This is a genomic window from Caballeronia sp. LjRoot31, from assembly GCF_964253885.1.
Lineage (GTDB): Bacteria > Pseudomonadota > Gammaproteobacteria > Burkholderiales > Burkholderiaceae > Caballeronia.
The window spans coordinates 3,382,017-3,408,675 of sequence record NZ_CAXURX020000001.1 but is presented as its reverse complement, the minus strand read 5'-3'; the positions used below and the strand labels follow the sequence as shown (position 1 = coordinate 3,408,675).

The window sequence follows — 26,659 nt, the reverse complement described above, 5'->3', positions numbered from 1 at the left end:
ACCCTCAATTGCCGCCGGCAGGGTTCAACGGCTCCACAGGCGTGCCTTCCACGGTCTGGCGGGCTTCATCGGGCAGCATGATGGGGATGCCGTCGCGGATGGGGTAGGCGAGTTTATCGACGTTGCAGATGAGTTCCTGCGCCGCGCGGTCATACGTGAGCTGGGTCTTGCAAATAGGGCAGACAAGGATTTCAAGCAGTCGTGCGTCCACGGAGTTTCTCCACAACTAATGCGATGAGGCGGGGGCTGAGCACGGCTTCCACTGGAACGACCCAGATGCGCGCGTCACGCCAGGCCCCGAATTTTACTGCATCCTTCTCGGTGATCAGGATCGAATCGGCATCGATGCCGGCGAACGGATTATCGCGATAATCGTAGTGGTCCGGGAACGCGCGCGTGCCCGGCGCGAGTCCGGCCGCGCGCAGCGACGCGAAGAAGCGTTCCGGTGAGCCGATGCCCGCCGCTGCCGCGATCCGTTCGCCCTTGAACGCGCTGAGCGGACGGCGCACGGCGGGGTCGTCGAGGCGCCAGGCGTCGCCGGTGGCCAGGTCCAGCGAAAACGTGTTCGGCCACGGCGGCAACGTGCGGTCGTACGGGCTGTTGATGAGCGTGGCGTCGCGGTGCCGCGACATCGATTCACGCAGCGGTCCCGCCGGCAGGAGGAAACCGTTGCCGCCCAGACGGTCGTCGAAGACCACGAGTTCGAACGTCCGCGCGAGGCGGTAATGTTGCAGGCCGTCATCGCTGACGATCACATCCACCGATGGATTCGCCTTCAGCAACGCCTGTGCCGCCGCGACGCGATCCGGCGACACCATCACCGGCGCGTGCGTGCGGCGGGCGATCAGCAGGGGTTCATCGCCGACGTCGGAGGGTTGGCTGTCGGGCGTCACCCGCGTGGCTTCGTGGATTTTCGCGCCATAACCGCGCGAGACGACGCCCGGATGAAAGCCGGCGGCACGCAATGCTTCGACGATCGCGATGACCGTCGGCGTCTTGCCGGTGCCGCCCACGGTCACGTTGCCGACCACGACAACCGGCACGCCCACGTCCACTTGCTTGATCCAGCCGAGCGCGAAGAAGGCGCGGCGACTGGCCGCGATCAGGCCGAACACGCACGCGAACGGCGTCAGCGACCACGCGACCCAGCCGCGCTTGCGCCATTCTCGGGCGAAGAAGTTTTCGATCGGCGGCTTGAAGTCAGACATGGCGCACCCTGGATTCAGGCGTTCCACGAGCGAACGATGCACACGCCTGGAACGACAGCAACGGCGGACGGTGTAACGGCGAGGGGAAGGGCAATGTTCGTGATAACGGCCGGCACCTTTGCATCGGGGCGGATCTCCAGAATGAGCGTATTAGACGAATTAGACGAATTTGGGCAGATGGTAAGCAGATGGTAAGCGGTCGCTGGACGACGCAGGGCAATTGTTGCGCCGGCCCTTGAACCCGGCACTCTAGCGCGGCATCGCCGGGGGCGCCAGTCGAAGGGCAAAACCAGGCCTCGCCGCGCTGCGTGGAAACATCCTCGGGCGTAGCTTGAAAACGAGGTAGATTTCATGCGTCATTTTGCCCACGAACTCTTCACAATTCGCCTGTGGATAACTCTGTGAACAACTTGGGCTCCGATGGCCTGAAATCGGCACCAGGAAAGACCTGCATCGGCTTCGTCATGTTTTGGAGATAGAAAACATTGTTAAAACAATGACTTAAAGTGCGTTCATCATTGTTTCATAAGCGTTCCTGTTAGCTTTCGGAAACTGGTGCATTGTGGACACTTGCTACACTACGGACGCTGATTGGTCTATGGTCCATGCCTTGTTCATAGGCCGTTCAGCATGACCGGAATGGCCCTTTTGTCCGCCTTCAGGCGAGCGTATTTTCAGCCTTGTTCTCAACCTCAACCCACCACCCTTTTCTTCGATGAGCTCTGATCCTTTCGCTTCATCCGGCAGTGCCGATGCCGTTATCCCCGTTTCAGCGCTGAACCGGGCGATCGGGTCGATGCTCGAACGTTCGTTCCCGCTGGTCTGGGTATCGGGTGAAGTATCGAATTTTACGAAAGCGGCGAGCGGTCACTGGTATTTCTCCATCAAGGACGCTCAGGCGCAGATGCGCTGCGTGATGTTCCGCGGCCGCGCGCAGTACGCCGAGTTCACGCCGCGCGAAGGCGACCGGATCGAGGTTCGTGGGCTCGTCACAATGTACGAACCGCGCGGCGAGTTGCAACTCGGCGTGGAAGCGGTTCGCCGCACGGGCCAAGGGCGGTTGTACGAAGCCTTTTTGAAGCTGAAGGCGAAACTGGAAGCCGAGGGGTTGTTTGCGGCAGAGCGCAAGCGTGCGCTGCCGCAGCATCCGCGCGCGATCGGTATTGTGACGTCGCTGCAGGCGGCGGCGTTGCGCGACGTGCTCACCACGCTCTCCCGGCGCGCGCCGCACGTGCCGGTGATCGTGTATCCGGCGCCAGTGCAGGGCGCGGGCGTGGCCGCGAAGCTCGCCGCGATGGTCGACGAAGCCAGCGCACGTCGCGAGGTCGATGTGTTGATCGTGTGTCGCGGGGGCGGTTCGATTGAGGATCTGTGGGCGTTCAACGAGGAAGTGCTCGCCCGCGCGATAGCCGAAAGTGCGATGCCGGTTGTCAGCGGCGTAGGCCATGAGACCGATTTCACCATCGCCGATTTCGCCGCCGATGTCCGCGCGCCCACGCCCACGGCAGCGGCCGAACTTGTCAGTCCGCAGCGCGTGTTGTTGCTGCGCGATCTCGATCACCGTCATGCGGCGCTGGCGCGCGGTTTCGGCCGGATGATGGAACGGCGCGCGCAGCAACTCGACTGGCTGGCGCGCCGGCTGGTCAGTCCGGCCGAGCGGCTGGAACGTCAGCGCACGCACTTGCGGCAACTGGCGGTGCGGCTGTCGTCGGCCGGCGCGCGTCCGGTTCGCGATGCCCGCGCCCGTTTTGCGCTCGTGCAAATGCGCTGGCAACGCTGGCGTCCTGATCTCGCCGCGGAGCGGGAACATCTGATGCGTCTTGCACAACGCCTGAGTGTTTCGCAAGGGCGCCGGCATGAACGGGCGGCCGCCCGGGTGTCGGAGTTATCGGCGAGGTTGCAGGTGTTGAGCCCGCAACGCACGCTTGAGCGCGGCTACGCGGCTTTGATCGATACGCAATCCGGACGCGCCGTGCGCGCGCCGAACGCGTTGAAGCCGAAACGGCCGTTGACCGTGCATCTGGCGGAGGGATCGGCGGATATTGTGCTGGCCGATATCCAGCCCCGCCTCTCCGATGAATTCTGACGCCGGCGGCGGTGTGTATCGGATGCTGCTTTGACACGGTGCGCACACGCGTTTTTACAAGACTCGCACGGGCACTTGAAACCCCGTATTTTTGACGGCTTAGAAGGAACGTTCGAGCATTTTTTACGCCGCTGTTAAAGCTTCGTAATCGATACTGCTCATAAAAACCCGCAATTTGCGGGGTTATCCCAACTCGCCTACAATCGAGTGCTCCATTGCTTCACTCCTCACGTCCCCCATAATCATCATAGAAGGAAGCTCGCACCATGGAACATACCCTCCCGCCGCTGCCGTTCGACAAGAACGCACTCGTCCCGAACATGTCGGAAGAAACGCTTGAGTATCACTATGGCAAGCATCACCAAACCTATGTGACGAACCTGAACAAGCTGATTCCGGGTACCGAATTCGAAAACCTCTCGCTTGAAGAAATCGTCAAGAAGGCATCGGGCGGCGTGTTCAACAACGCAGCCCAGGTCTGGAACCACACGTTCTTCTGGAACAGCCTGTCGCCCAAGGGTGGCGGCGCTCCGGCCGGCGCACTCGCCGACGCAATCAACGCCAAGTACGGCTCCTTCGACAAGTTCAAGGAAGAGTTCGCGAAGGTCGCAACCGGCACGTTCGGTTCGGGCTGGACGTGGCTCGTGAAGAAGACGGACGGTTCGCTTGATATCGTGTCAACAAGCAATGCCGCTACGCCGCTGACCACCGACGCTAAGGCGTTGCTGACCATCGACGTGTGGGAACACGCGTATTACATCGACTATCGCAATGCGCGCCCGAAGTTCATTGAAGCGTACTGGAACATTGCGAACTGGGACTTTGCGTCGAAGAATTTCGGCGCTTGAAGTTTGTTTCGCGACACTAAACTTTGGAAACGGCAATAAAGTTGGGACACGCGTTAAGACGCGCCGCAATAAACTTTTGAAGCCGTAGGCAAAGAAAGCCCTCCATGTGAGGGCTTTTTTGAGCCTGTCTCTGATCTACCGCCGGACAAAAAACCTGCGGGCGGTACCGCTGTTATTCGGTCATACGAAATTGGCAAGTACAGTGCGATACCTCGGCACTAAATTCGACGATGCGCTCGAAATGGCAGAACAGACCGAGATTTGAGCCGCGGTCGGCCGGACTGTAATCCGTCGCTGTCCGGCTACTTTCCGTCATTATCGAGCGGCGATTGGATCATTTATAGCGGGCACGGCGTTGCGCCGCTAGCCGCGCCTTGGCAATGGGTCAGACTCCCGAATGGCGGACGATGAGGCTTAGCGCTCCACGGCAATGGACGATTCAGACGGCCAAATTCGAATGCGCTGCCGGCACATTAATCCTGAGTGGCCACATCGGCAGCGTCGGCCTGTACCAGTTCGCGCACGAGCAGGTACACGGCTGGCAAGTTGTCGTCGTCACGTCGCCAGTCGACGGGTTCGTCGAGATCCATCCCGGACAAACGACTGTCGCCAAACCGGACAAACGTCGAGCGTATTGTCTCGTTGTGCTTCGCCGTGAAGCCCCGATTCTCAAAGACCTGTTCGTCGATTGTCAGCAGCGTGCGCCAGGTCGGCACTCGCGCGCCACTTGAATAACGGCGACGGCCACTGTCGAGGTGACGGCCTGCGATTGTGGCAATGACCTGCTGGAGGTCCAGCGACGCGCTGCGGAGTGCGCGTTCGAGGGCGACAGGATTGGTGTCGTGGACATCCCTATCAAGAGCTGAGTCGTTAATCATGCTGTTATTTTCCTGAGGACTCGCGGCAACTCGCAGCATCAAACTTGATGCTTCGCCAACGCTTGGTTTCGCTGTGTCAACAACTGGCGGATCTGGGCAAGATAGTTGTCGCCAATAGTGCAGTCTTCAACAGGCCGGCTATGCTGATGAGGCGTTGGTGGACGTACGCTGAGATAGCGGCATACCGCGGACACGTACGGTTTGCCATTGCCTCCCAGATGTCGCGCAGCAGCAGCCACGCGTACGTCTCCGACATGCTTGCGCAACCATGCAAGCGTTTCGCGGTCACCGTCGTTCAAGATGCGGATGAGCTGGTCCATAATTGATCCTGTATAAAAATACAGTACTGTTAATTTATACAGTATTTGACCAAGATGCAAATCAATTCGCAGGATGTTTGGCCCTGGCGGAAAGCCCGGGTTTGCCGGATCAACCTTGGCCGCGTTTCGTCGGTTTAAGGACGGTTCAAACAGACGGCCCGCCAGGCTCATGCCCGCTAGGCCGTTGTCATTTGCAGGCATTTGTCCTGCCGCCAACCGGCGATTCGTGCGATCTGCACACATACCACTCGCGACGCGCTCCAAGCGTTTCGCGACGCAAGATGTCATCCCGTCGCAAACCGCTGGCGACGCGCAAGCTGAGCGCCGACCATGAGCATCATCGAAATCTCCTCTACGGATAAGGACGATCATCATGCTCATCAGCATTCTTCAGCACACACCGCACTGGGTCTGGTGGCTGCTTGCGGCCTTGATTTCCCTCGGCGTCTCGCAAATGCAGCCGCAACAGAGGACGCTGCGCGCCGCCACGGCGAATCCCGTCGCGATGACTGCGCTCTCTCTTTACGGCGTCGTGTCCGTCTTCGCCGCGCAGCCCATCGCGCTGGCCGCGTGGACGGCGGCGATGCTCGCGGCGTTTGCAATGTCCCACGCTGCCGGTATAGGCAGCAAGGCTCGCTGGCTTGTTGCCGAGCAGCGTCTGCTCGTGCCCGGAAGCTGGGTCCCGCTGATGCTGATGCTCGGCCTGTTCATCATCCGGTTCGGCGCTAACGTCGCGCTGGCGATCCATCCCGATCTAAGTGTCGACGGGCTGTTCGCGGGTTCGGTGAGCTTTGCGTATGGTGCCTTCAGCGGCATCTTCCTCGCGCGCGGTTTCGCAATGTGGCGCGCCAGCCGGCAGGCGCAGCCGGCCGGCATGGTGTATTGAGCGGCTGGTTGGGCGGCTTGGTAAGCGGCTTACCAAGCGGCTCAAGCGCACCGTATGCCGTGCGCCAGCTTCTTCGCATGACTGGCCAATCGGCGACCACGTCCGCGCCGGGAGCGCGACGATCTGCTTGGCCGCCATAGGCTGGCGTATCCGATCACCTGCCACAACCCGCACCGCGTAGAATCCGCGCAATGGATCGATCTGCTGCGTGATTTGGGCAGCGCGCAGCGTATCCGCGATCCTCGGATACTTGTTCAAGCCTTTCAACTGGGCGCCACACGGCGATGACAACAAGACTGCCGAGCTGCGTGCGCATACACGGGCTGCCGAACAACCAGTGGGCTCCAGCCGCGTCTGAATAACCGCACATCATCAACGCCCACCGCATGCGCCACGCTCGTCACATCCTGAAACAGCTATTGCGCGAACTGCGGATATTTATCCTGGTGTCGGCGGCGAGCACCGTATTTTTCTACGCGATGTATCGCGATTCGTTCGCCAGCAACCTGATCTATTCGCTTTGCAGCACGCTGTTTATCCAGAGTTTGATCGAAGCGGGCCGCTATGGTCTCGCCTCCCTGATTCGCAAGCGCTCCCCCGATAACCAGGGGGCCCGGCGCAACTGGCCCGGCTGGGAATTGATGGCTCCATGGGTCGTTGTGTCGGGTGTCGTGGGCTACGTCGTCGCGCACATGCTCGGCGATTGGCTGACCGGCGTGCAGCACGCGCCGGCTACGATCATGAACAATCCGCGGGCGATGCTGCTGAGCATGACCGGCGTGTTTGTGTTGTCGCTGGGCATCACGTATTTCTTTTATGCCCGGGGCCGGATGGCCGAGATGGAAACACGTACCGAGACCGCGCTGCGAAGTGCCGCCGAAAACCAGCTCAAGCTGCTGGAGTCGCAACTCGAACCGCACATGCTGTTCAACACGCTGGCCAACCTGCGGGTGCTGATCGCGCAAGACCCGCCGCGCGCCCAGGCCATGCTCGACCGGCTGATTGCGTTTCTGCGCGCGACGCTTGACGCCTCCCGCTCGGGATTGGGATCACATTCGTTGTCCGCGGAGTTTGCGCGTATTGGCGATTATCTTGAGCTGATGCAGACCCGAATGGGAAACCGCCTGATCACGCGGCTCGATTTACCCGATGACCTCGCAAGGTTGTCGGTGCCGCCGCTGCTGCTGCAACCTTTGGTCGAAAATGCCATCAAGCATGGGCTTGAACCCAAGGTTGCAGGCGGCTGGATCAGGGTGAGTGCGCAGCGCGAAGGCAGCACGCTCGTGCTTAGCGTCCGCGATACGGGGGCGGGTATCGACGGCGGGGGTGTTAGCGGCCTTGGTGTTTTACCACCCGCTGGCAGCCGTTTCGGCATCCAGCAGGTTCGTGATCGGCTTGCTGCGCTGTACGGTAAAACTGCTTCGCTTGAGCTCATTTCCGCAAGCGATGACGAGGGCGGTACCCTCGCTATCGTGCACCTTCCGGCATCTTGATTCCGTCCGCTCAGTTGATTCCGTCCGCTGAGCATTGTGTGCTGATCAGAAAAGGCATCGTGCTGATTGCCGAAGTCGAAGCTTTGCGGGAAGCACCGGACGACCGGGAACTCACGGTCTTTCGCGACTGGCTGTTCGCCGTCGCATGACGAGTGCGAACGACCGAGACAACCCCGGTGAGTCGAACCCGCGCCGCCTAGCCCCGCAGCCGACGAAACTCGCCCAGCCACTCCGACAACACCGCCACCGCTTCGGGCGTCACCGCGTTATATAGCGAAGCCCGCAGGCCGCCGATCGATCGATGTCCTTCCAGGCCATGCAAGCCTTCGCGGCGGGCGTCATCGAGAAACTGAGCTTCCGTGGCTGCATCGGGAAGACGGAAGGCGACGTTCATGGTCGACCGGCAAGCGCGCTCGCCATGCACGCGATAGAAATCCGGCTCGGCATCGAGCGCACGATACAGCCGCTCCGATTTGGCGCGGTTGATCGCCGCCATGTTTTCCACCCCGCCTATTTCATCGCGCAGCCAGCGTGTCACCAGCATCAACACATAGATGGCAAACACAGGCGGCGTGTTGTACAGCGAACGCGCTTGAATATGCGTCCGATAATCAAGCAAGGTCGGCAACGCATGGGTCGCCCGTTGAGCGAATTCATCGCGCAGGATCACCAGGGTGACACCGGCCGGCCCGAGGTTCTTCTGCGCATGCGCATAGATCATCGCGTAACGGTCAATATCGAGCGGCGCCGCCAGCAGATTGGAGGACATGTCGCAGACCAGCGGCACCTCACGCAGGCCTGGAATGTCCGTAAATTCCAGCCCCTCGACCGTTTCGTTGGACACGTAATGCAGGTAGGCCGCGTCTGGTGCGAGGTTCAACTCCTCCGGCGCAGGCAAGCGGCGATACCCCTCGGCGCCGCCGTCCCACACCACACGCATGTCGCCTTCGTGCAGCGCTTCGACCGGCGCCTTGGCGCTCCAGTAACCCGACACAATGTACTCGGCATGCTTGCCGCTGCGGCGCAGGAAGTTCATCGGCAGCATGGAGAACTGCAGGCTGCTGCCGCCCTGCATGAACAGCACGTGGTAGTTGCCGGGAATGTTGAGCAGAACGCGCAGGTTGCGCTCGGCTTCATCGAGTACTCCGCGGAACCAGTCGGATCGATGGCTCATTCCCAGCACCGACAGACCCGTCTCGGGCAACCCGTCGATGGCAACGCTCGTTTCGCGCAGCACCGACGCAGGTAACGCACCCGGTCCGCCGGAGAAGTTCATGGTCTTGTTCATTCAGCCCGCCGTCCGGTGCGCGAGCATCTGCTCGAACGCATCGACGATATGTTGCACATGTTGGTTCTTGTGAGCGAGCACGCCGCTATCGCGCTCGTAGTGCGCGAGCATGGTCGCGTTGGCTTCGAACACGAAGACCTGGCCGTCAGGCAGAAGCGTGAAATCGATACCGCCGTAGTCCAGATCGAGCCGCTGGCCGATAGCCGCAATGGCGTCCATTGCGCGCTCGCCGAGTGCTGCGCGCGGGTCTTGCAGGAAGCGCAGTTCCTCGGCGAGCTTCCAGGCGTGGCTCTCCATTTCGGCGGAAAAATAATGCGCGATCCAGTGCGGCGAGATCACGAGATGATAGGGAAGCGGCTGTCGATCGACGTAGATCACGCGGTACTTGCGGTAGAAGCCATCGACCGACTGGCAATCGCGAAACGCGGTCAGGTACTGGGCGCCTTCTTGCGTCGATAACCGGCTTTCAAGCGTTTCGATTGTGTCGCACAGAACCAGGCCGTCACCACCGTGAGCGGCAACGGGGCGGGCTAGTAGTGGAAATGTGACGGCGTGATCGGCGAGTAGCGAAGCGAGTGCTCCGACGTCCTGGGCTTCGCTCTCTATTTCGTATCGCAAGCACGGGGCGGTCTGTACGTCATCAAGGCCATCAAGCAGCGCCGCCAGCCTATGCCGCGAGGTCGGGGCGATTGCCGAGTTCGGATTGAGCAACGGGCGGGAACACTGCGCCTCGAAACGCGCGAGCCTCCCTTCAAGCGGCGCGGCAATATCCGGATCGCCGATCGCGTTGAACACGAGATCGAAGGCGGGCAGTTGAGCGTCTTCGTTATCGGCGGCGTAGTCGATTGCGTACTTGATACGACGGTTCCTGCTGCCCGGCAACAATGCGTCGAACGGTACGTTACCCGTCCTTTTACCCGCGCACAGGATCAGGACGGAGCGAGTCCAGCCCGGCGTTTCTTCGACGAAAACCCGCTGGATTCCATAAGCGCGCTCGCGATAAACCTCGGCAAGCGCCGTGTTTCCCTCACTCGCATAGATAGCGGCAAGGTTCTGGCACGCAACGGCGACGTTCGGATCGAGCGTCAGCACGAGCTGGTACCAGTGCGCGGCGATAGCGTGATCACCCTTCATGAAATAGCCCGTGGCGACGTCGCACAGGCTATTCGTGCGGGCGTCCGGCGAGCTGCTCGCGTACGCGTCGAGGGTATGGGCTGCGATCAGATGGGCGAGCGCGCCGAGTTCATCGCCGGCTTGGCGGCATGCATCGGCGAGCGTGCGGTGAACCGATGGATCTCGCGACGTAATCGCGCTCAAACGATCAATCGGCGCGGGCGAATGCTTGGGTGTGTCGTCGAATTCTTGGGTCATCATGGCCTGGCCGTGCGCATCGGGTCGCTCCATCAATGCGGGTTTCGCAGCATAACGGCCTCGCCCGACATTCCGGTTACAGGCATGCATGCCGTCATTACAAAAGCTTACGCGTCGATTTGAACGCGCTCCATCACGGCTCCATCGCCTTGACGATGATCTGGGCATCCGTGTCCCGTTCGATTCGCTTCAGCACCGGTTGCATGGCGGCGAAGTCCGCGGGCGTGCATACCTGCTTGCCGAAGTTCGCCTTCAAATGACGCTCTGCCTGAAACAGGTTCGTCGCGGGATCGAAGACATAACGCGATGAATAATCGAAAAACGCGTTCGTGAAATTCGCGTCGGTTGGCACATCGGTGACTCTGACCGTCTTCGGCAAGGTGACTTGCGCGACTTCATCGAACGTGCCTCCGGTACACATGAACGGCTGGGTTCGCACGCGCTCGGCGAGCAGGTTCTCAACCTGCGTGGCGATTCCGCCGGACAGGCTCGTCAGCGCGGGTAGGGCAGTCGTGCCGGTGGGCCAGACGACATTGTCGAGCGTTCCGTTGATGGTGGTGGTCAGCGGGCCGTTGCTTGCGTCCAGGTCGCTGGCGCTCAGCGTCGCGACACCGCGAAGGCCTGTCGCCCGAAGGCGGGCATCTGCGATCTGCTTGCGGCGCTCGGCGGTCGCGTGGAGCAGGTTCGCCCGCTCCGGCCCGGTGCTCCATCCGGCATCTTCCACCTGATCGGCGAACGCGGCCGAGCCGTCGGGCGATACCTCGATCTGCAAGCGCGCCGTGCGTGACAGCGGCTCGGTAGCGGGCGTTCGTGACAGCGTGCCGTCGCCGACCAGCAGCGTTGGACGGTCCATGTCCGCGAGCGGCAGAGCGCCGAACTCGATACTCAAGGCCGTCGAGTCGGCATACAGCCGCAACCCCGGCAGCCACGTAATGACGTGATTGATCGCGCTGCCGCCGTAGCCCGGGACGGACGGCAGCGTATAGACCGAGCCGAGGCTGATCAAGGCCGGCTCGTTCTCGATACCCACTGCAGCCAGCAACGCGCCGTAGAGCGCCACATAGTCCTTGCAGTCGCCATAGCGGTTGGCGAGGATATCGGCGGCGCGGTGGGGGATGGCGGGGCTCTGGCCAAGGAACAGCGACACGTAACGGATGTTGTGGCGTACCCAGTCGTAAAGCCTGGCTGCTTTGGCGCGTGGATCGGTTTCGTCGCGCGTGAGCGATTGTGCGAGGGCGCGTACGGCCGGATCGTCCGCGCTCGGATCGACGGCGCCGTCCCGATAGCTCGCGGCAAAGCTCCGGTAGTCGGGAAACGTCGACACCATCAGCCGGTCGCCGTACTGGGTATAACCGACCGAGCCCGCTTCCACCCGATCGTAATGGGCCCGGCTGTAGTCGAATTCGTAGCGCGTGCGGCCGCCCTGGGTTACGGGCGGCACGGCTGCGTAACCGCGTGCATCGGCATAAAGAGGTTTGTCGGCGGGCAGGTCGAAGATCAGGCGTTGGTTTTCCACGGGGCCACGCTCCGGTTCGACGAAATAATCGAACTGCCCGGCGATGACCGGCTTCGACTGGGTCTTGTGAAACCGCAGATGCACGATCGATTCCGCGCTCACCCCCGGAAAGACCACCGCTTTCAGGCGAGCGTCCTCGAAGGTGGGGGCGCCTGCCGAACGCGGCTCCTGGACCTCACGGATCTGGTCGGGCGCGACGATGTGTTTGATGCCGTCGGGGCCGAGCGAGTAGGCATCGGTTATGTCGATGGTTGATGTCGATTTGTCGAACCAGATGTAGCGTTGCGCGATGTCGCCGATACCCGCTGGCGTGTTTGCGCGCAAAGTGGTTTCGTCGTCTTCGGTCAAGGAGCCGTCTTTCGCTACCACGAAGGTGTGGATGTCGCTGACAAGGGTGGACGGCTGCGCGGTTTCGATGGTGTCTATGGCGAATGCCGACTGCGATCCTAACCACGCCAACGACGCAGCCAGCAGTAAGCGTTTTACATCCAGCGATCGAGGATTCATGGAGGGTGGTTTTGCTTGCAGGTTCAACGGGTTATCGTAGCGCAGGTGCTCAGGTAGTCGTGGATTAGGGGGCGGGGTTGGTGGTCCGGGTTGGTCGGTTCTGGGGTTAGCGGTCTGGGTCAGTGCCGGGTTGGTCGGTTCTGGGGGGTAGTGGTCGGAGTCTATGCCGGGTTGGTGCTTTCGGCCGTGGTGGTCTACGAGAGTCGGATTTTCTCTTTATCACTGTTAGCCACTGTGCGTGGCGGCACGTCATTTCTTTGTCCAAAGCGACAAAGAAACGAAGCAAAGAAAGCGCTTTCAACCACGCTACCCTAAGTGTCCACAGCGTGCAGTTTCTATTCATGGGTGCCCCAAAAGCACGGTGCTCGCCAGAGCCACGGATGTTTGAAACCCTCCTTCTCGCGAATCCTGACACGAACACGCTTCGCCCCGTACGCTCTCGGGCAAGCACACTTGCTAAGGAACCCGCACGGCCTTACAGATATTTACGGCTGCGGTTTTTTGACAGGTTAGCTACCTGGTCTGTGCGACCGTATCATAGGCCACAGCTTCATGCGTGTTTGTGTTTACTGCTTCAGTTTTTGTGAATTGGCTGCGCGTTCTGCACAGCTATTTTCGTTGGTTACGGCCACCCGCAGCTTTGCGGCTTCGTTTCCAGATGGGTTGGTTACGAGGTTCGAGGCGCGTACAAATTCGGTGGTCGGTCGTCCGCGGATAGCGCGGGGTGGTCCTTGGGCAGGTTCAATCACTGGTGGCGAAGCGTGTGGGTATCCGTGTTCGGAGAAGGAGGGTTTCACACATCGGTGGCTCTGGCGAGCACCGTGCTTTTGGGGCACCTATGAATAGAAACTGCACGCTGTGGACACTTAGGGTAGTGCGGTGAAAGCGTTTTCTTTGCTTCGTTTCTTTGTCGCTTTGGACAAAGAAATGACGTGCCGCCACGCACAGTGGCTAATAGTGATAAAGAGAAAATCCGACTCTTGCAGACCACTAACACTGAAAGCAGCAACCCGGCATTAACCCCGACCGCTAACCCCAGAACCGACCAACCCGGCATTAACCCCGACCGCTAACCCCAGAACCGACCAACCCGGCATCAACCCCGACCGCTAACCCCAGAACCGACCAACCCGGCATAGACCCCGACCACTAACCCCAAAAACCACCCCTCGACCATCGCCCCACGCTCACCAGAACCCCAAACCCATCGCATGGACGGACGTGGCCAAAGCGGCTGCCAGCCGACAACCCGGACATGCCGATGGTCGACCTCGCGATGCCCGGCATGAACAGCCTGGAAGTGATTGACCAAGCGAAGCGTTCACGCAGGAGGGACGTGGAGATATCGAAGGACCATGCAGAGCGCTACGCGGCGCTCACGAGACCGCTTCAAATCGGCGGCGATCTGGCGGGCGCGCCATAAAGGCTCCAATGACGCGCCCGCATGTGTGACGCAGAGTGCGCCTGCATTCGCGCCTCAACGCCGTTGCGACGTCACGTCCCAGTTGATATCGACACACAGGACCTGCAAGCCGCGCGGTGTTTGCGCCGCGATGGACGCCGTCACGCACAGGTGCGCCTCGTTGATCGACAGATACGGCGCGGTCAGATGAACCCGGTCCGGCGTGCGCAATGCTTCGATGAAATAAGGCCGGCGTTCCCAGCTTGCGCCTTCGGAATGCAACAAGGGCCGGAACCGCTTGGCACGCTGCGATGCACGCGCGACGGGCAGGACGTTGTCGCCGATCTGCCGGCCGGATGCATCGAGCAGGAAACAGCGCGCCGTTTCATGAAGCTGCAATAGCGTGCGGGTCGCATTGGCGAGCGTTTCGCCTTCGATCAGACGCGCCGCCGCCGTTTCCAGTGCCCCCACATAGGGCGCCAGCCTCGCCGACTGCGTACGTTCGCGCGCGGCCACGCGTTCGCGGGACGCCGCCGACAACGCGTCCAGCACCCCTTGCGCGGCTTGCGGTTTCACGGCCTCCACGCTGGGTCCGGCAAAATACGCGCCCTGGACGAAATCGACGTTACATTCGAGCGCGATCAGCGCGTCGCGCTCGGTGCTCAGGCCGCCCATCAATACCAGTTGACCGGACTCGTGCAGCAGGGAAACGAGGCCCGGCAACACCCGCTCGATATGCGAATGTTCGCTCGCCTGCTGAAGGATGCAGCGGTCGAGCGTCACGATATCGGGCCGCAGATGCCACACGCGATCGATGTTCGAATGCTTCACGCCGAAGCCATCCAGCGCGATCAGGAAGCCGGACTTGCGCAAGGAATCGATGATTTCAGCGAAGCGCGTGGTCTCGCCGCCCGCTTGCTCGGGCACTTCCAGCACCACGCGCTGCGGCGGCAGGCCGATGTTTTTCAGCGATGCCAGCAGCGCATCGCCGTAGCTCGTGTCCATCAACGCGGCCGGATGGAGGCTGAGGAACAGCCATTCGTCGTCGCTATCGAAGGAAAAGAAGTTGCCCAGATGCAGTGATTCGGCCAGCCGGCCGAGTTCGAGCAGATCGCCGCGCCGTGCTGCCTGCGTGAAGACTTCATGCGATGGAACTTGCCGGCCGGAGTCATCGCGGGCTCGCAGCGACGCGTGATAACCGATTGCGCGGCGATGAGACACCGAGAACACTGGCTGAAACACGCTGAACACCGTGTATTCGCCGTACAGGACAGTGCGCCGCGAGCCGTCATCACCCGCGACGGGGCGGGGGGGCTGAAAGCGGGGAGGGTCGAGATCAACCATGCTCATGGTGGTTTTGGCAGGCGTTCGAACGCGGCTCGAGTGGGAGTAAACATCGGGAAAGAACTAGTTTACAGGATAGGCCCACTCTCGGAAGAGCAAGAAATATGCGCATTTGCCGGACATTTGAGATATTCCCGCCGAAACCGGGCCCGGCTGGGGCTGGGCTGCGGCCCCGGTTTTTATCGCGGCCGGGCGGCGAAGCCGCGTGCACTTTCGTAGTGCAGTCCGCACGGGGAGATGATTCGCAATAGCGCGTTGTTGGTTTTCGCTCGCGCCGGTGGACGGGGGGTGGGGTTTTTGGGGGGGGCGGTTTTGGGGCGTTGGGTTCTGGGGTTAGCGGTCGGGGTCAATGCCGGGTTGGTGCTTTCGGCCGTGGTGGTCTGCGAGAGTCGGATTTTCTCTTTATCACTATTAGCCACTGTGCGTGGCGGCACGTCATTTCTTTGTCCAAAGCGACAAAGAAACGAAGCAAAGAAAGCGCTTTCAAACCACGCTACCCTAAGTGTCCACAGCGTGCAGTTTCTATTCATAGGTGCCCCAAAAGCACGGTGCTCGCCAGAGCGAAGGATATGTGAACCCCTCCTTCTCCGAACACCGATACCCACACGCTTCGCCACCAGTGATTGAACCTGCCCAAGGAGCACCCCGCGCTATCCGCGGATAACCCCCCCTCCGAATATGTACGCGCCTCGAACCACGTCGCCAACCCTGCTGGAAAACGAGGTCGCGAAGATGCGGGTGGCCGTAACCGACGAAAATAGCTGTACAGAACGCGCAGCCAATTCACAAAAACTGAAGCAGTAAACACGAACACGCATGAAGCTGAGGCCTATGAATACGGTCGCACAGACCAGGTAGGTAACCTGTCAAAAAACCGCAGCCGTAAATATCTGTAAGGCCGTGCGGGTTCATTGGCAATTGTGCTTGCCCGAGAGCGTACGGGGCGAAGCGTGTTCGTGTCAGGATTCGCGAGAAGGAGGGTTTCACACATCAGTGGCTCTGGCGAGCACCGTGCTTTTGGGGCACCTATGAATAGAAACTGCACGCTGTGGACACTTAGGGTAGAGCGGTTAAAGCGTTTTCTTTGCTTCGTTTCTTTGTCGCTTTGGACAAAGAAATGACGTGCCGCCACGCACAGTGGCTAATAGTGATAAAGAGAAAATCCGACTCTCGCAGGCCGCTAACACTGAAAGCAGCAACCCAGCATTAACCCCGACCGCTAACGCCGAAAGCACCAACCCGGCACTGACCCCGACCGCCAACCCCGGAACCTAACACCCCGACCACCAACCCCGACCACCAACCCCAAAACCCCCCAACCCGTCCACCGGCGCGAGCAAAAACCACCGTTCAATGCGCTTCCGACGGATCCGTTTTCTTGTTCTTCACGGCGCGAATCTCTGGCCCAAGCTGCGCAAAAATCCACGCTGACGCTGCAGTAATAATGCCGACGCAGAGGAACGTCGCGTGAAAGGCGGGCAACGAATTCGTCGCGGTGACGCGCGGCAGAATGCCGGTGAAGGTCGCAAGCACCGCGCCGGCGATCGTGACGCCGAGACTCATCGACAACATCTGCACGAGCGAGAACAAACTGTTGCCGCTGCTGGCACCGCCAGTGCCGAGGTCCTTCAGCGTGAGCGTGTTCATCGCGGTGAACTGAATGGAGTTGACGCCGCCGAAGAACGCCAGTTGCACGAGCCGCAACCAGAGAGGCTGATCGGCGCTGGTGAGCGAGAAACTGGCCATCGTGAGCCCGACGAGCACCGTGTTGACCACCAGTACGCTCCGATACCCGCGCTTCATGATCAGGCTCGTCACGATGCGCTTTGACAGCATCCCCGCAGCGGCCACGGGCAGCATCATGAGACCGGCTTCAAACGGCGAATAACCGAGACTGATCTGCAACAGCAGCGGCAGCAGATACGGCATCGCGCCGCTGCCGATCCGCGCGAACAGGTTGCCGAGCAAGCCGACGCTGAACGTATGGATCTTGAACAGATCGAGCGAAAAGATGGGCTGCGGCACGCGCACGGCGTGCAACCCGTAGGCCACGAAACACCCGAAGCTCAGCACGAGCAGCACCAGCACGACAGCGTGCTGGAGGCCGAGATCGGCGAGGCCATCGAGTGAGATGGTCAGGGCAACCATGCCGACCGCGAGCAGCAGATAACCCGCGAGATCGAAGGGCGCGGTGGCCGGGTTGCGGCTATCGGTCATAAAGAGCCGCGTGGCAATACAACCGATCACGCCGACCGGAACGTTGATCAGGAAGATCCAGTGCCATGAGGCAATCTGCACGATCCAGCCACCGAGCGTCGGTCCAATAAGCGGCCCGATCAACCCCGGAATGGCTACAAACGACATGGCGCTGAGATAACGTTCGGCCGGCACCACGCGCAGCAACGAGAGGCGTCCGACCGGCAGCAGCATGGCGCCCCCCACACCCTGCACCACGCGATAAATCACGAGTTGCATGAGCGAGTGGGCATCCGCGCAAAGCAATGAGCCGATGGTGAAGATCAGGATCGCGCTGAAGAACACGTGGCGCGTGCCGAGCTTGTCGGCCAGCCACCCGGAGAACGGAATGACCGTCGCCATGGTCAGGGAGTACGCAATGACCACGCCCTGCATGCGAAGGGGCGCTTCGCCGAGGCTTTTCGCCATGGCCGGCAGGGCCGTATTGACGATGGTCGAGTCGAGGGTCTGCATGAAAAAGCCCGTGGCGACCAGCCATAACATGACGGTGAGCGATTGGGGCGAGGGCGCGGGGGTAACGTTCGAGCGGATTGTGTCGGGCATGAAAGGAGCCGGCGGAGGGAGTGCCGTGATTTTACGTGGATGTGGCGGGATAGCGGGGCAATCGAGAAGACGACTATGCCGTGCGGACGGATCAGCAATAGACGTTCAAGGCACCCGCACGGTTTCTTCGAGTCGACAGAAAGTGAGACGGAATGTCAATTGGTTGATTCCGATCACCCTACACTTGGCGCTCGCTTTAGATCCCGGCGATCGAATACCGAATACCGAGAACGCATAGCGAACGATGGGCCTTTTCCCTGAGAGAGTGAGATGGACGTGTCAGAACCGATAAGACACGCCAATCTGAATTATCGGATACCAGCGATACCGCCGCGCTTTATCGCTGAGTTCCTGCGCGCCCGTACTGGCGATCTGCTGGGCGAATGCTGGGCCGGCATGCTGGGCCAGCGACGGAGACAACGTATAGCTTGTGCGCGGCACGCCGTACGCTACGCCCAGGTCCGCTATGAAGCCAAAACCTTTGGCCAAAGGCTGATGCCCGAAGCCAATGCCGAAATAAGGCATGACCGTGGGATATTCAGCCGTTGCCGTCGCAGTGTCTCCCGGCAAGGCGGGGTAATGCTTGCCGCCAAACACATACGTGCCGTTTGACGGCGTGGAGACGCCTGAGAGTTTGTCGTCGGTGAAGAGGACACCGCCCGTCATGCGAAAACCGAGGCCGGACCAGGGGAAGAAGTCCAGATAGAGACCGCCCTGGCGCACGTGGATATCGTCGTCGTAACGATTTCCACCTACTGTGAAGTTGTGCGAAAGGTTGATGGCGTTGAAATCCGCGTGAAGCCCGAAGTTCGAGCCAAGCCCGATTGCACCGCCGATGCCCGCGCCTTGCGTGCCGCCCTGTAAGTAGATCTCCTGTGCGTGTACCCCGCCAATCCAGACTGCACTACAAGCCGCCAAAATCATTGTCTTGGTGATCATTGTTGTCTCTCTGGTGTCATGCTTGATGCACGAGCCATCTGGGCGACAAGCATTGTTAGTGTTGGTCCCGGCGTCTCCCGACGCGCAACCTCAACGTATTCCCCTTAAAAGGGGCGGTATGTGGGGAGTCGCACGCCTTTTCGTACGATTCGGGCAAACCCGCGTGGCTGGAATGTGGCCTTCGCCTGGTGCGTGAACTGGTGATTGATCTGCGTTTTTCGTGCGGAAGGGACGGACGCGAGGAGGCGGATCTGCCGTGCAGTGGCACGGAGATCAGAGCAAATCAGCGCGATTCAGGGAGGGGAAAAACAGCGCGCCCGAGGGGTAAGCTCGGGCGCGGCGGAGTCATCAATGGTCAATAACGTCGATTAATCAGGACCCCGTGACGCTTACCGGACTACCACCGGCCGGTCTGGCGACGGTACGCGGCCATATGTATCTTCAAAGCGCACAATGTCGTCTTCACCCAGATATGCACCGGACTGGACTTCGATCAGCTCGAGCGGAATCTTCCCCGGATTCAAGAGCCGATGTGTGACGCCAAGCGGAATGTAGGTTGACTGATTTTCGGTCAACATAATTTGTTGATCGCCGTTCGTGACCATTGCCGTGCCTTTCACCACAATCCAGTGTTCCGCACGGTGGTGATGCATTTGGAGGCTCAACTGCGCGCCCGGGTTCACCTCAATGCGCTTCACCTGAAAGCGCGAACCCTGGTCGATACCTTCGTACGATCCCCACGGACGGACCACGCGCCGATGTGTGACCGACTCTGTTCGTCCCGAGGCCTTCAACCGTTCGACGATCTTTTTCACATCCTGCGTGCTGTCGCGATGCGTCACCAGGACCGCATCCGCCGTTTCCACGATCACGATGTTGTCGAGCCCGATGGCCGCCACCATGCGATGTTCCGCGCGAATATACGAGTTGGTTACGTTCTCGACCAGAACGTCGCCGAGTAGCGCGTTCCCTTCGGCATCACTCTCGGCGATCTCCGCCAGTGCTGTCCATGAACCGATGTCATTCCAGCCGAGATCGGCCGCGGCAATCACTGACGCGCGATCGGTCCTCTCCATCACGGCATAGTCAACGGACACGCTTGGACAGTCCTGGAAAGCGCCGGCGTCGAGACGTACGAAGTCTTCGTCGCGCTTTGCAAGTTCCAGCGAAAGCGTGGTTTGACGCGCGATTTCCGGCTCGTATTTGCGGAGCTCTTCTATGTAGGTGGAGGCTTTCAGCAAGAACATGCCGCTGTTCCAGTAGTACCCGCCTTCCTCGATAAAGCCCGCAGCTTTGGCTGCATCCGGTTTTTCGACGAACTCGGCAACCGAGAACGCGCCAGCGATATCGCCGATCCTCGGTCCGCGACGAATGTAGCCATAACCGGTATGCGGGCCCGTTGGATCGATACCGAACGTGACCAGATAATCATCCTTTGCCACGTCAGCCGCAGCTTGCGCGACGCGGGCGAACTCTGCCTCGTTGAGGATCACATGATCCGACGGCAGCACGAGCAAAAGCGCGTCAGGCGATGTGCGTAAAGCTAGCAACGCTGCCGCCGCGATAGCCGGCGCAGTGTTGCGGCCGACCGGTTCGAGCACGATGGCCGATGGGACGGTTCCTGCCTCGCGCAACTGCTCGGCGACAATGAAACGCTGCTCGTTGTTCGTCACTACGATAGGCGCGGCGGTACCCGCGATGGCGTTCACGCGTAGAGCGGTTTGCTGCAGCAGAGTTTTATCGCCGGTCAGCTTCAGGAACTGCTTCGGATAGCCGCCGCGCGACATGGGCCAAAGACGTGTGCCACTGCCGCCGCACAGGATGACCGGATGAATGTTCATGCAATTTCCCTCGGAAGTTTTTATGGTTACGCAATTTTGCTTGATTTCCGCGATAGACGTTTTTGCTGGTGCCGCCATAACGCATGACGCAGCGCGTTACGTGTCCATCGCACGGCCTTAAGGAAAGGACGTTGGCGGTTGCCGCGAATGCGGCCCAGCGGTCTTGCGGCGCCGCGCGCGAGCTGGCGCACGACCGCCTCGGGCGTAGTGTATAGACGCAAGCGCCAGTCCCAGTAGATTGGATAGCGCAACAGCACGCCTGCCGTGAGCATATCCAGCGACAAGGTACGCTCGCGCCACGGCAATGGGCCGAGCGCGTCGTGTGTCAGGCCCCAGCCCGCATAGAACGGCAGGCCGTAGGTGAAAACGGCTGTGTCGCGCATTAGGGCATCAAAGCCCGCCAGCGACGAAAGCGTGTGCACCTCGTCGGCAATATCTATCAGGGAAAGCAGGTCGGCAGTTGTATCGACAATATCAGCGAGCCGTTGTGCGTCGATCAGGCCCGAGCGGTTTCCCGACAGTACATCTGGATGCGGTCTGTACACGATAAACGCATCCGGCCGGCGCGCGCGTACTTCGCGCAGCAGAGCATCCGCAGTGCTGATTGCGCTGGTACCCAGCCGGATGGATGCGTCGTCGGCCACTTGGCCGGGGACCAGAACGACGCGCTTTCCACTGGGCGCAGTCCATCCCGGTGCGCGTCGGCCGAGGTTGTACTTTGTCACGCCGAGCTCAGTGATCAGCTTGCGCAACGTGGCGGCGCGTGCGAGTTCGGCAGAACTGAATTCGGTTTCGTTGAGCAGCACCGACAAATCACTCGGGCGGCTCGCGTCGAAGTACAGGCCTCGGCGGTCGATTACCTGACTGCGCGGCGCGATCATGTCCGAGCCCAGGCCGCACGAATGAAAAAAGCCGTCTTCTATGCGCACGTGGGTCGTGTCCCGCGGCAGTTCGTCCGCGCTGCGTGCGCCCCAGAGTGCGCCGCATTCGTTGTCGGCGAGCGCAGCCGGTTCGCGAGTCCAGCGCAGTCGCCCGCCGCCTGCCGTAAGAAAGGGCGTGGCGAAAGGGCGCTTCCACCACTGAAAGCGAATACCCGCGATGTCCCGAAGGTCGGCGAAACGCTCGCGGACTTCGCGCTGCAAGTCGATGCTGTCCAGCAACTGGTCCAACGTTCCGGGGGTGTGCGTTGCGGGATCGAGATAGCGCGCCCACTGGATGAACATCACGTTGAACAAAGCGGACAATGTTGGGCGGGCGGTGCGATTGGCGAGCGGTGTAGCGTCGTGCGTGAGGCCCCAGCCCGCGTAATACGGTGCACCGTGCACGTGTAACGGCACCTTGGCCAGCAACGCCAACATTCCTTCGGACGCGCCGACGGTGTATGCGTGGTCCACTTGCTGGAGAGCGTCGCGGGCGTTATCGGAGAGGTGAATGCCGGGCGGTAGTGCGGGCACTGTCGAAGAAAGCCAGCAACCCGAACCTTTATCGGATGACCGGAGCAGCCAGAACTCTGCCTCAGGATGGGCGGCGCGTGCTGTGTCCAACATGCGCAAAAAGTCGATTCGCTTGTGGCGTATGACGACGCCATTGATGCCACGCGACGACTCGCGCTCATCGATCAATAAAACGCGCAGCAGCGCCTGTTCGATGCTGCGTCGAGGCGGCATCACCCGCTGCATTAATTGTGCGATATGCGGAGGCGACTCGGCGTTGTTTGAGAGTTTCGCATTCAGGGCATCGATCAGATCGCCCTCTGGAAGCCGCCACCACGACATCATTGGAGCGCCCAACGGCACGCGCGATAAAAAGGGGCCGGGTGCTGCAGCGATGGCGTTCCAACGCATCGCGCGCACTATGCGCAACGCGGCCCGTCCGCTCCAGTGGTCTGTCCACAGGGTGTCTGAGCGTCCGCTGAGCCATGCAGCGAGTCGCAAGCCGCGTGTGATGCTCATCAGCGATCCAGCCAGCATTGTCATGCGCCCAAGCTGCCGATGAAGTTATCGACTTGCTCGAAGTGTCTCGCCCAGGTTGGTTCACGAAAGCGTGTCACGCGTTCGAGCTGCGCCGCGCGTGCCGGGCTTTCCGGCTGCGCGTATTCCTTGATGTGCGCGAGCCATCCCAGTCCGTCGAGCGGGTCGATATATTCGGGGATGTCGTCTGCTATCTCGTGGAATACGTCGATATCGCTGGCGAGAACGGGCACTTGCAACGCAAGTGCTTCGGCGAGCGGCATGCCATAGCCTTCTACGAATGAGGGAAACAGCAGCGCCTGCGCGTGCTGGAGATAGTTGCGCAGACGCTCGTCTGAACAACTGGCTTCTTCGATAACCACTCCTTTTAGCGCTGCGCATCGCTCCAACATATCGACTACGTTTTCGCATTCCCATCCGCGACGGCCAATCACGACAAGCTTCGGGGCAGCGCTGCCGAGCTGTTCGACGAGGCGCCGCCAGACGTGGAGTAGGAACCAGTGGTTTTTGCGCGGCTCGATAGTGCCGAGAAGAACGAAGTAGGGCGTGGGAATGATTCGAGCGCTTTCTTTATAAGGCTTGATGCCCGATGCAAGATGGGCCACGACGCTAGGCAGCATTGGCAAATTGACACGCCGCGCCTCCTCCGTGAGCGAGTCCAGTGTGACCTGGGAATTTGCGATCACACCTTTAGCGTGGGCGAGCGCTGTATGCATGCGCGTGGCGTGGGCCTTATCGACTAGCGGACGACAATATTCGGCATGCGTAAGCGGTATCAGGTCATGCACCATGAATACAACATCGACATTCCGCTTTTGTAGCGCTTGGTAAAAGCGCGGAAATTCGATGCCGTTGTGACTTGTATGCAACAGAAAGCCACTCGCAATTTTTGATTGTCTTAAGGCGTCTAGGCAAGAAATCGCTACGAGTTTTTTTATGTTTTTTTTACTTCGTTGAGAGGTCCTAAGCCACTCAAATGCCATTTGCGAATGACGCTCCGACAGAACGGTGCAATAGCCACGCTCGCTCAGAACGGCGCGCGCGCGGGCACCGTAGTGGTCGATGTACGCAAGGCCGACGCGATCCACACCCGTTGGCAACAGGCCATCGTAGAGGCGGCTTAGGAGGCGGGTGACGTCCAGAAAAAGGTTTGGCACTCGGATGCAAGGCTCTTAGTGTTGGCTTAGCCGGTAATTTACTTACCTTGCTTACTATTTCGCGGTCAAAGTTTCGATTCGGCGTGCCATTTTAGCTTACGTCGTGAGACAATTCGCGCCAAATTCATATCCATAAAGTCCAATAGATGTCGCGTCTGCCGGTTAGTTTTTTTTTGATCGCGTGCGTTTCAGGCGCGGCAGTGCTTAGTAGTTGCTCCACCATTCCCACGTCTGGACCAAGCCGGTCCCAAGTAGATGGAGCGGCTGCTAGCCCGAATTCCGGGGGCATCCAGATCGTTGACGTTACTGATGACATTGCCCGCACACTGTTCGCGGAGCGGCATATAGGTGACTTCTCGGCTACGCTAGGAAACAGCACCACGTTTCAACAGGAACTGGGTGTCGGAGATACGATCGAGGTTTCAATTTGGGAAGCGCCGCCTGCCACGCTTTTTGGCGCTGGTCAGCTTGATGCCAAGGCCGGTTCCAGTAATGCGCGGGTCACCGTGCTCCCCGATCAGACGATCGACGGCGAGGGCACTATCGACGTGCCATTCGCCGGCCAACTAAAAGCAGTGGGGCGGACGCCGTCGCAATTGCAGCGTGATATCACTGCACGGCTTAAAAATATTGCGCACGATCCCCAAGTGCTGGTCAAGCTATCGCTTAACGCTACGTCTTATGTCACTGTCGTGGGCGATGTGTCCACCAGCAACCGAATGCCACTCAGCGCTCGAGGCGAACGCTTGCTTGATGCGCTGGCTTTTGCCGGGGGCGTAAAACAACCCGTGGACAAGATTACCATCCAAGTGACAAGAGGGACCACGGTTGCGTCGCTTCCTCTCGAATCAGTAATTCGCGATCCGCGGCAGAACATTCCGCTGAGAGCCGGTGATGTCGTGACAGCGCTTTTCCAGCCATACAGCTTTACTGCCCTTGGCGCGACAGGCAAGAACGAAGAGATCAATTTCGAGGCGCAAGGAATCACCCTTGCGCAAGCACTGGCGCGCTCCGGCGGGTTGCTGGACTCGCGATCAGACGCGCAGGGTGTGTTCATCTTCCGTCTTGAAGATGCTAAGGCTTTGAAATGGCCGGTCTCTCCAGTTCGCACAACAGCGGATGGCAAAGTGCCAGTGGTCTACCGGATCAACTTGCGTGATCCCAACTCGTTTTTTGTAGCGCAGAGCTTCTGGATGGATAACAAAGATCTTTTGTACGTCTCGAACGCTCCCATTGCGGAATTGCAAAAATTCCTGAACGTGGTGTTTTCTGTGGCGTATCCCGTTGTCAATTCGGTTAACAGTTTTAAGTAGCAGGTTCGCCTTGCAAGCTACTTCTAAAGGCATCAGTTCGGTGAAAACCGCTGTTTTTTTGTCTGTCGGGCTAAGTCGAGCGTTCCTTTGGACCTCGATATTAGCCGGTGACGCCGCTTCGAATTACACGGTAACAATCGCTATCTGAGCTTCATCGAATCAGTGTCCTTTTACGTGCAGAGAGTATTTTGCGACGAATTTGCATAGATGGTCATAACCTCGCTCTCCAGCACGGCACTGGGGTTGCGACGTATGCTAAAAACTTAGCGAACAACCTTACTGATCTTGGGCATGAGGTGAGGACTCTTTACGGTGCTCCATTGCCCACGTCGTCACCAGATCTAATTCGTGAAATCCTGTTTTACGACTATTTGGGGGGGGCTAACCTTAACCGAGGTGGCGTGAAAGGCGCAATACGGCACGTTAAAGAAGCGGTGCAGGCCCCCTTTGGATTGAGCGCTACAAGTATCTCGGCGACCGGCTTGGTCGAAACAAGACGCTTTTCGCATCGGTTGCCACGTTCCGTAGAAGTATTCAATGCCCCTAACCTTTTCAATGTCGCTCGCGAACATTTCAGGCGGCATAATCGATTTTTGCGTGTTCAGTTTAAAGATCCACCTGATGTTATGCATTGGACCTATCCGGTTCCGATCGTCGTGCCTGGTATCCCAAACATCTATACGATTCACGATTTGGTGCCTCTGCGCTTGCCGTATACAACACTCGATAACAAGCGATACTATTTTCGGTTGATCAAAAAATGCATTGAAGTCGCAGCTCGGATTTGCACGGTCTCCGAACAATCTAAGATGGACATAGAAGCGTTCTTTCCGCCAGCCAAGGGAACGGTATTTAATACCTACCAGGCTGTGGACGTTTTCTCTTCTACCGAACTGAAAAGCGATGAACAAGCGTACGACGAGGTGATGGGGCTATATGGGTTGAAGCCGAAAAGCTATTTTCTTTTTTTTGGTGCAATTGAGCCCAAGAAAAATGTCGGGCGTTTGATTGAGGCTTTCATGTCGATTCCTCTTGATTCTACGTTGGTAATCGCAGGATCAATGGCTTGGAAGTCGGACGAAGAAATGAAGCTCTACAACAGCCTGATAAGTCAAGATCCACGGTTAAAGAGACGAATCAAGATTCTTGGCTATCTTCCGCATCCGTTTCTAGTTAGCTTGATTCGTTCCGCGAAAGCAGTTGTATTTCCGTCTTTATATGAAGGCTTTGGATTACCAGTCTTGGAAGCTATGGAGCTAGGAACACCAACACTTTGCTCCCGAGAAGGGTCGCTAACAGAAGTTGCAGGAGACGCGAGCGTCTTCGTCGATGCCTACGAGGTAGGGTCCATTGCGAGCGGCTTGGAAAGCTTAGAAAGAAATGACGAACTCAGGCACAAGCTTGTGACTGCTGGAAAGCATCAAGCAGCAAAATTCAGTAAACGAATCTATCAAGAGCGGCTGTCAGAATTGTATCGGTTAGCGTAAGCGGTG

Annotated in this window: 20 protein-coding genes and 1 pseudogene; 8 read left to right on the top strand and 13 right to left on the bottom strand. The window is 59.5% G+C overall.

Annotated features, from left to right (window positions below; all coding sequences use genetic code 11):
* Positions 1-4 precede the first annotated feature (4 nt).
* Complete coding sequence (locus ACSQ8V_RS14975; protein ID WP_089166407.1) at positions 5-211, bottom strand: Trm112 family protein; 207 nt, start codon at positions 209-211, stop codon at positions 5-7.
* Entirely contained in the window at positions 192-1,208 is a 1,017-nt protein-coding gene (lpxK, locus tag ACSQ8V_RS14970; protein WP_436206200.1) for a tetraacyldisaccharide 4'-kinase, read from the bottom strand. The genes ACSQ8V_RS14975 and lpxK overlap by 20 nt, the downstream gene beginning before the upstream one ends.
* A 715-nt stretch (positions 1,209-1,923) precedes the next feature.
* Between lpxK and xseA the strand changes: the two genes are divergently transcribed.
* From xseA to ACSQ8V_RS14955, 3 genes and pseudogenes are all read left to right on the top strand, one after another.
* A complete protein-coding gene (xseA, locus tag ACSQ8V_RS14965; RefSeq protein ID WP_436206199.1) occupies positions 1,924-3,294 on the top strand; it encodes an exodeoxyribonuclease VII large subunit in 1,371 nt (456 codons plus the stop codon).
* Positions 3,295-3,560: 266 nt separating this feature from the next.
* Positions 3,561-4,142, top strand: a complete 582-nt coding sequence (locus ACSQ8V_RS14960) for a superoxide dismutase (protein WP_213767261.1) — start codon at positions 3,561-3,563, stop codon at positions 4,140-4,142.
* A 124-nt stretch (positions 4,143-4,266) separates the two neighbouring features.
* Positions 4,267-4,407: pseudogene (locus ACSQ8V_RS14955) on the top strand (integrase); the annotation flags it as partial.
* Positions 4,408-4,615: 208 nt separating this feature from the next.
* Here ACSQ8V_RS14955 and ACSQ8V_RS14950 read toward each other — a convergent pair.
* Together ACSQ8V_RS14950 and ACSQ8V_RS14945 are read right to left on the bottom strand one after the other, a co-directional pair.
* A complete protein-coding gene (locus ACSQ8V_RS14950) occupies positions 4,616-5,020 on the bottom strand; it encodes a DUF2471 domain-containing protein (RefSeq protein WP_436206198.1) in 405 nt (134 codons plus the stop codon).
* Positions 5,021-5,058: 38 nt separating this feature from the next.
* Positions 5,059-5,721 (bottom strand): hypothetical protein, encoded by a 663-nt coding sequence (locus ACSQ8V_RS14945; protein ID WP_436206197.1) that lies wholly within the window; start codon positions 5,719-5,721, stop codon positions 5,059-5,061.
* On the opposite strand from ACSQ8V_RS14945, the gene ACSQ8V_RS14940 reads away from it, so the two are divergent.
* Both ACSQ8V_RS14940 and ACSQ8V_RS14935 read left to right on the top strand, forming a co-directional pair.
* The gene (locus ACSQ8V_RS14940; protein WP_436206196.1) at positions 5,714-6,226 is read left to right on the top strand and encodes a DUF6622 family protein; all 513 of its coding nucleotides are present in this window, start codon (positions 5,714-5,716) and stop codon (positions 6,224-6,226) included. The genes ACSQ8V_RS14945 and ACSQ8V_RS14940 overlap by 8 nt on opposite strands.
* A gap of 386 nt (positions 6,227-6,612) precedes the next feature.
* Entirely contained in the window at positions 6,613-7,719 is a 1,107-nt protein-coding gene (locus ACSQ8V_RS14935) for a sensor histidine kinase (RefSeq protein ID WP_436206195.1), read from the top strand.
* A gap of 196 nt (positions 7,720-7,915) precedes the next feature.
* Here the strand turns inward: ACSQ8V_RS14935 and serC are convergent, their stop codons facing one another.
* The 3 genes from serC to ACSQ8V_RS14920 all read right to left on the bottom strand — a co-directional run bounded on the left by serC (position 7,916) and on the right by ACSQ8V_RS14920 (position 12,401).
* Complete coding sequence (gene serC, locus ACSQ8V_RS14930; protein ID WP_436206194.1) at positions 7,916-9,007, bottom strand: 3-phosphoserine/phosphohydroxythreonine transaminase; 1,092 nt, start codon at positions 9,005-9,007, stop codon at positions 7,916-7,918.
* Complete coding sequence (locus ACSQ8V_RS14925; protein ID WP_436206193.1) at positions 9,008-10,381, bottom strand: hypothetical protein; 1,374 nt, start codon at positions 10,379-10,381, stop codon at positions 9,008-9,010. It abuts the gene before it with no gap.
* 130 nt (positions 10,382-10,511) lie between these two features.
* Positions 10,512-12,401 (bottom strand): DUF3857 domain-containing transglutaminase family protein, encoded by a 1,890-nt coding sequence (locus ACSQ8V_RS14920; RefSeq protein ID WP_436206192.1) that lies wholly within the window; start codon positions 12,399-12,401, stop codon positions 10,512-10,514.
* 1,261 nt (positions 12,402-13,662) lie between these two features.
* On the opposite strand from ACSQ8V_RS14920, the gene ACSQ8V_RS14915 reads away from it, so the two are divergent.
* Positions 13,663-13,824, top strand: a complete 162-nt coding sequence (locus ACSQ8V_RS14915; RefSeq protein WP_436206191.1) for a hypothetical protein — start codon at positions 13,663-13,665, stop codon at positions 13,822-13,824.
* A gap of 54 nt (positions 13,825-13,878) precedes the next feature.
* Here ACSQ8V_RS14915 and ACSQ8V_RS14910 read toward each other — a convergent pair whose 3' ends face one another.
* The 6 genes from ACSQ8V_RS14910 to ACSQ8V_RS14885 form a co-directional block, all read right to left on the bottom strand.
* On the bottom strand, positions 13,879-15,153 hold the full coding sequence (locus ACSQ8V_RS14910) for an EAL domain-containing protein (protein ID WP_436182617.1): 1,275 nt from the start codon (positions 15,151-15,153) through the stop codon (positions 13,879-13,881).
* 1,344 nt (positions 15,154-16,497) lie between these two features.
* A complete protein-coding gene (gene mdtD / locus ACSQ8V_RS14905) occupies positions 16,498-17,946 on the bottom strand; it encodes a multidrug transporter subunit MdtD (RefSeq protein WP_436206190.1) in 1,449 nt (482 codons plus the stop codon).
* A gap of 279 nt (positions 17,947-18,225) precedes the next feature.
* Complete coding sequence (locus ACSQ8V_RS14900) at positions 18,226-18,885, bottom strand: hypothetical protein (protein WP_436206189.1); 660 nt, start codon at positions 18,883-18,885, stop codon at positions 18,226-18,228.
* A 389-nt stretch (positions 18,886-19,274) separates the two neighbouring features.
* Positions 19,275-20,726, bottom strand: coding sequence for a mannose-1-phosphate guanylyltransferase/mannose-6-phosphate isomerase (locus ACSQ8V_RS14895; RefSeq protein WP_436206188.1), 1,452 nt, complete (start codon positions 20,724-20,726; stop codon positions 19,275-19,277).
* Between the two features lie 26 nt (positions 20,727-20,752).
* A complete protein-coding gene (locus tag ACSQ8V_RS14890; RefSeq protein WP_436206187.1) occupies positions 20,753-22,678 on the bottom strand; it encodes a capsular polysaccharide export protein, LipB/KpsS family in 1,926 nt (641 codons plus the stop codon).
* A gap of 20 nt (positions 22,679-22,698) precedes the next feature.
* On the bottom strand, positions 22,699-23,853 hold the full coding sequence (locus ACSQ8V_RS14885) for a glycosyltransferase family 4 protein (RefSeq protein ID WP_436206186.1): 1,155 nt from the start codon (positions 23,851-23,853) through the stop codon (positions 22,699-22,701).
* A gap of 146 nt (positions 23,854-23,999) precedes the next feature.
* Here ACSQ8V_RS14885 and ACSQ8V_RS14880 point away from each other — a divergent pair, with 146 nt between their 5' ends.
* Entirely contained in the window at positions 24,000-25,166 is a 1,167-nt protein-coding gene (locus tag ACSQ8V_RS14880; protein WP_436206185.1) for a polysaccharide biosynthesis/export family protein, read from the top strand.
* A 401-nt stretch (positions 25,167-25,567) separates the two neighbouring features.
* Positions 25,568-26,653, top strand: coding sequence for a glycosyltransferase family 4 protein (locus tag ACSQ8V_RS14875; RefSeq protein ID WP_436206184.1), 1,086 nt, complete (start codon positions 25,568-25,570; stop codon positions 26,651-26,653).
* Positions 26,654-26,659 lie beyond the last annotated feature (6 nt).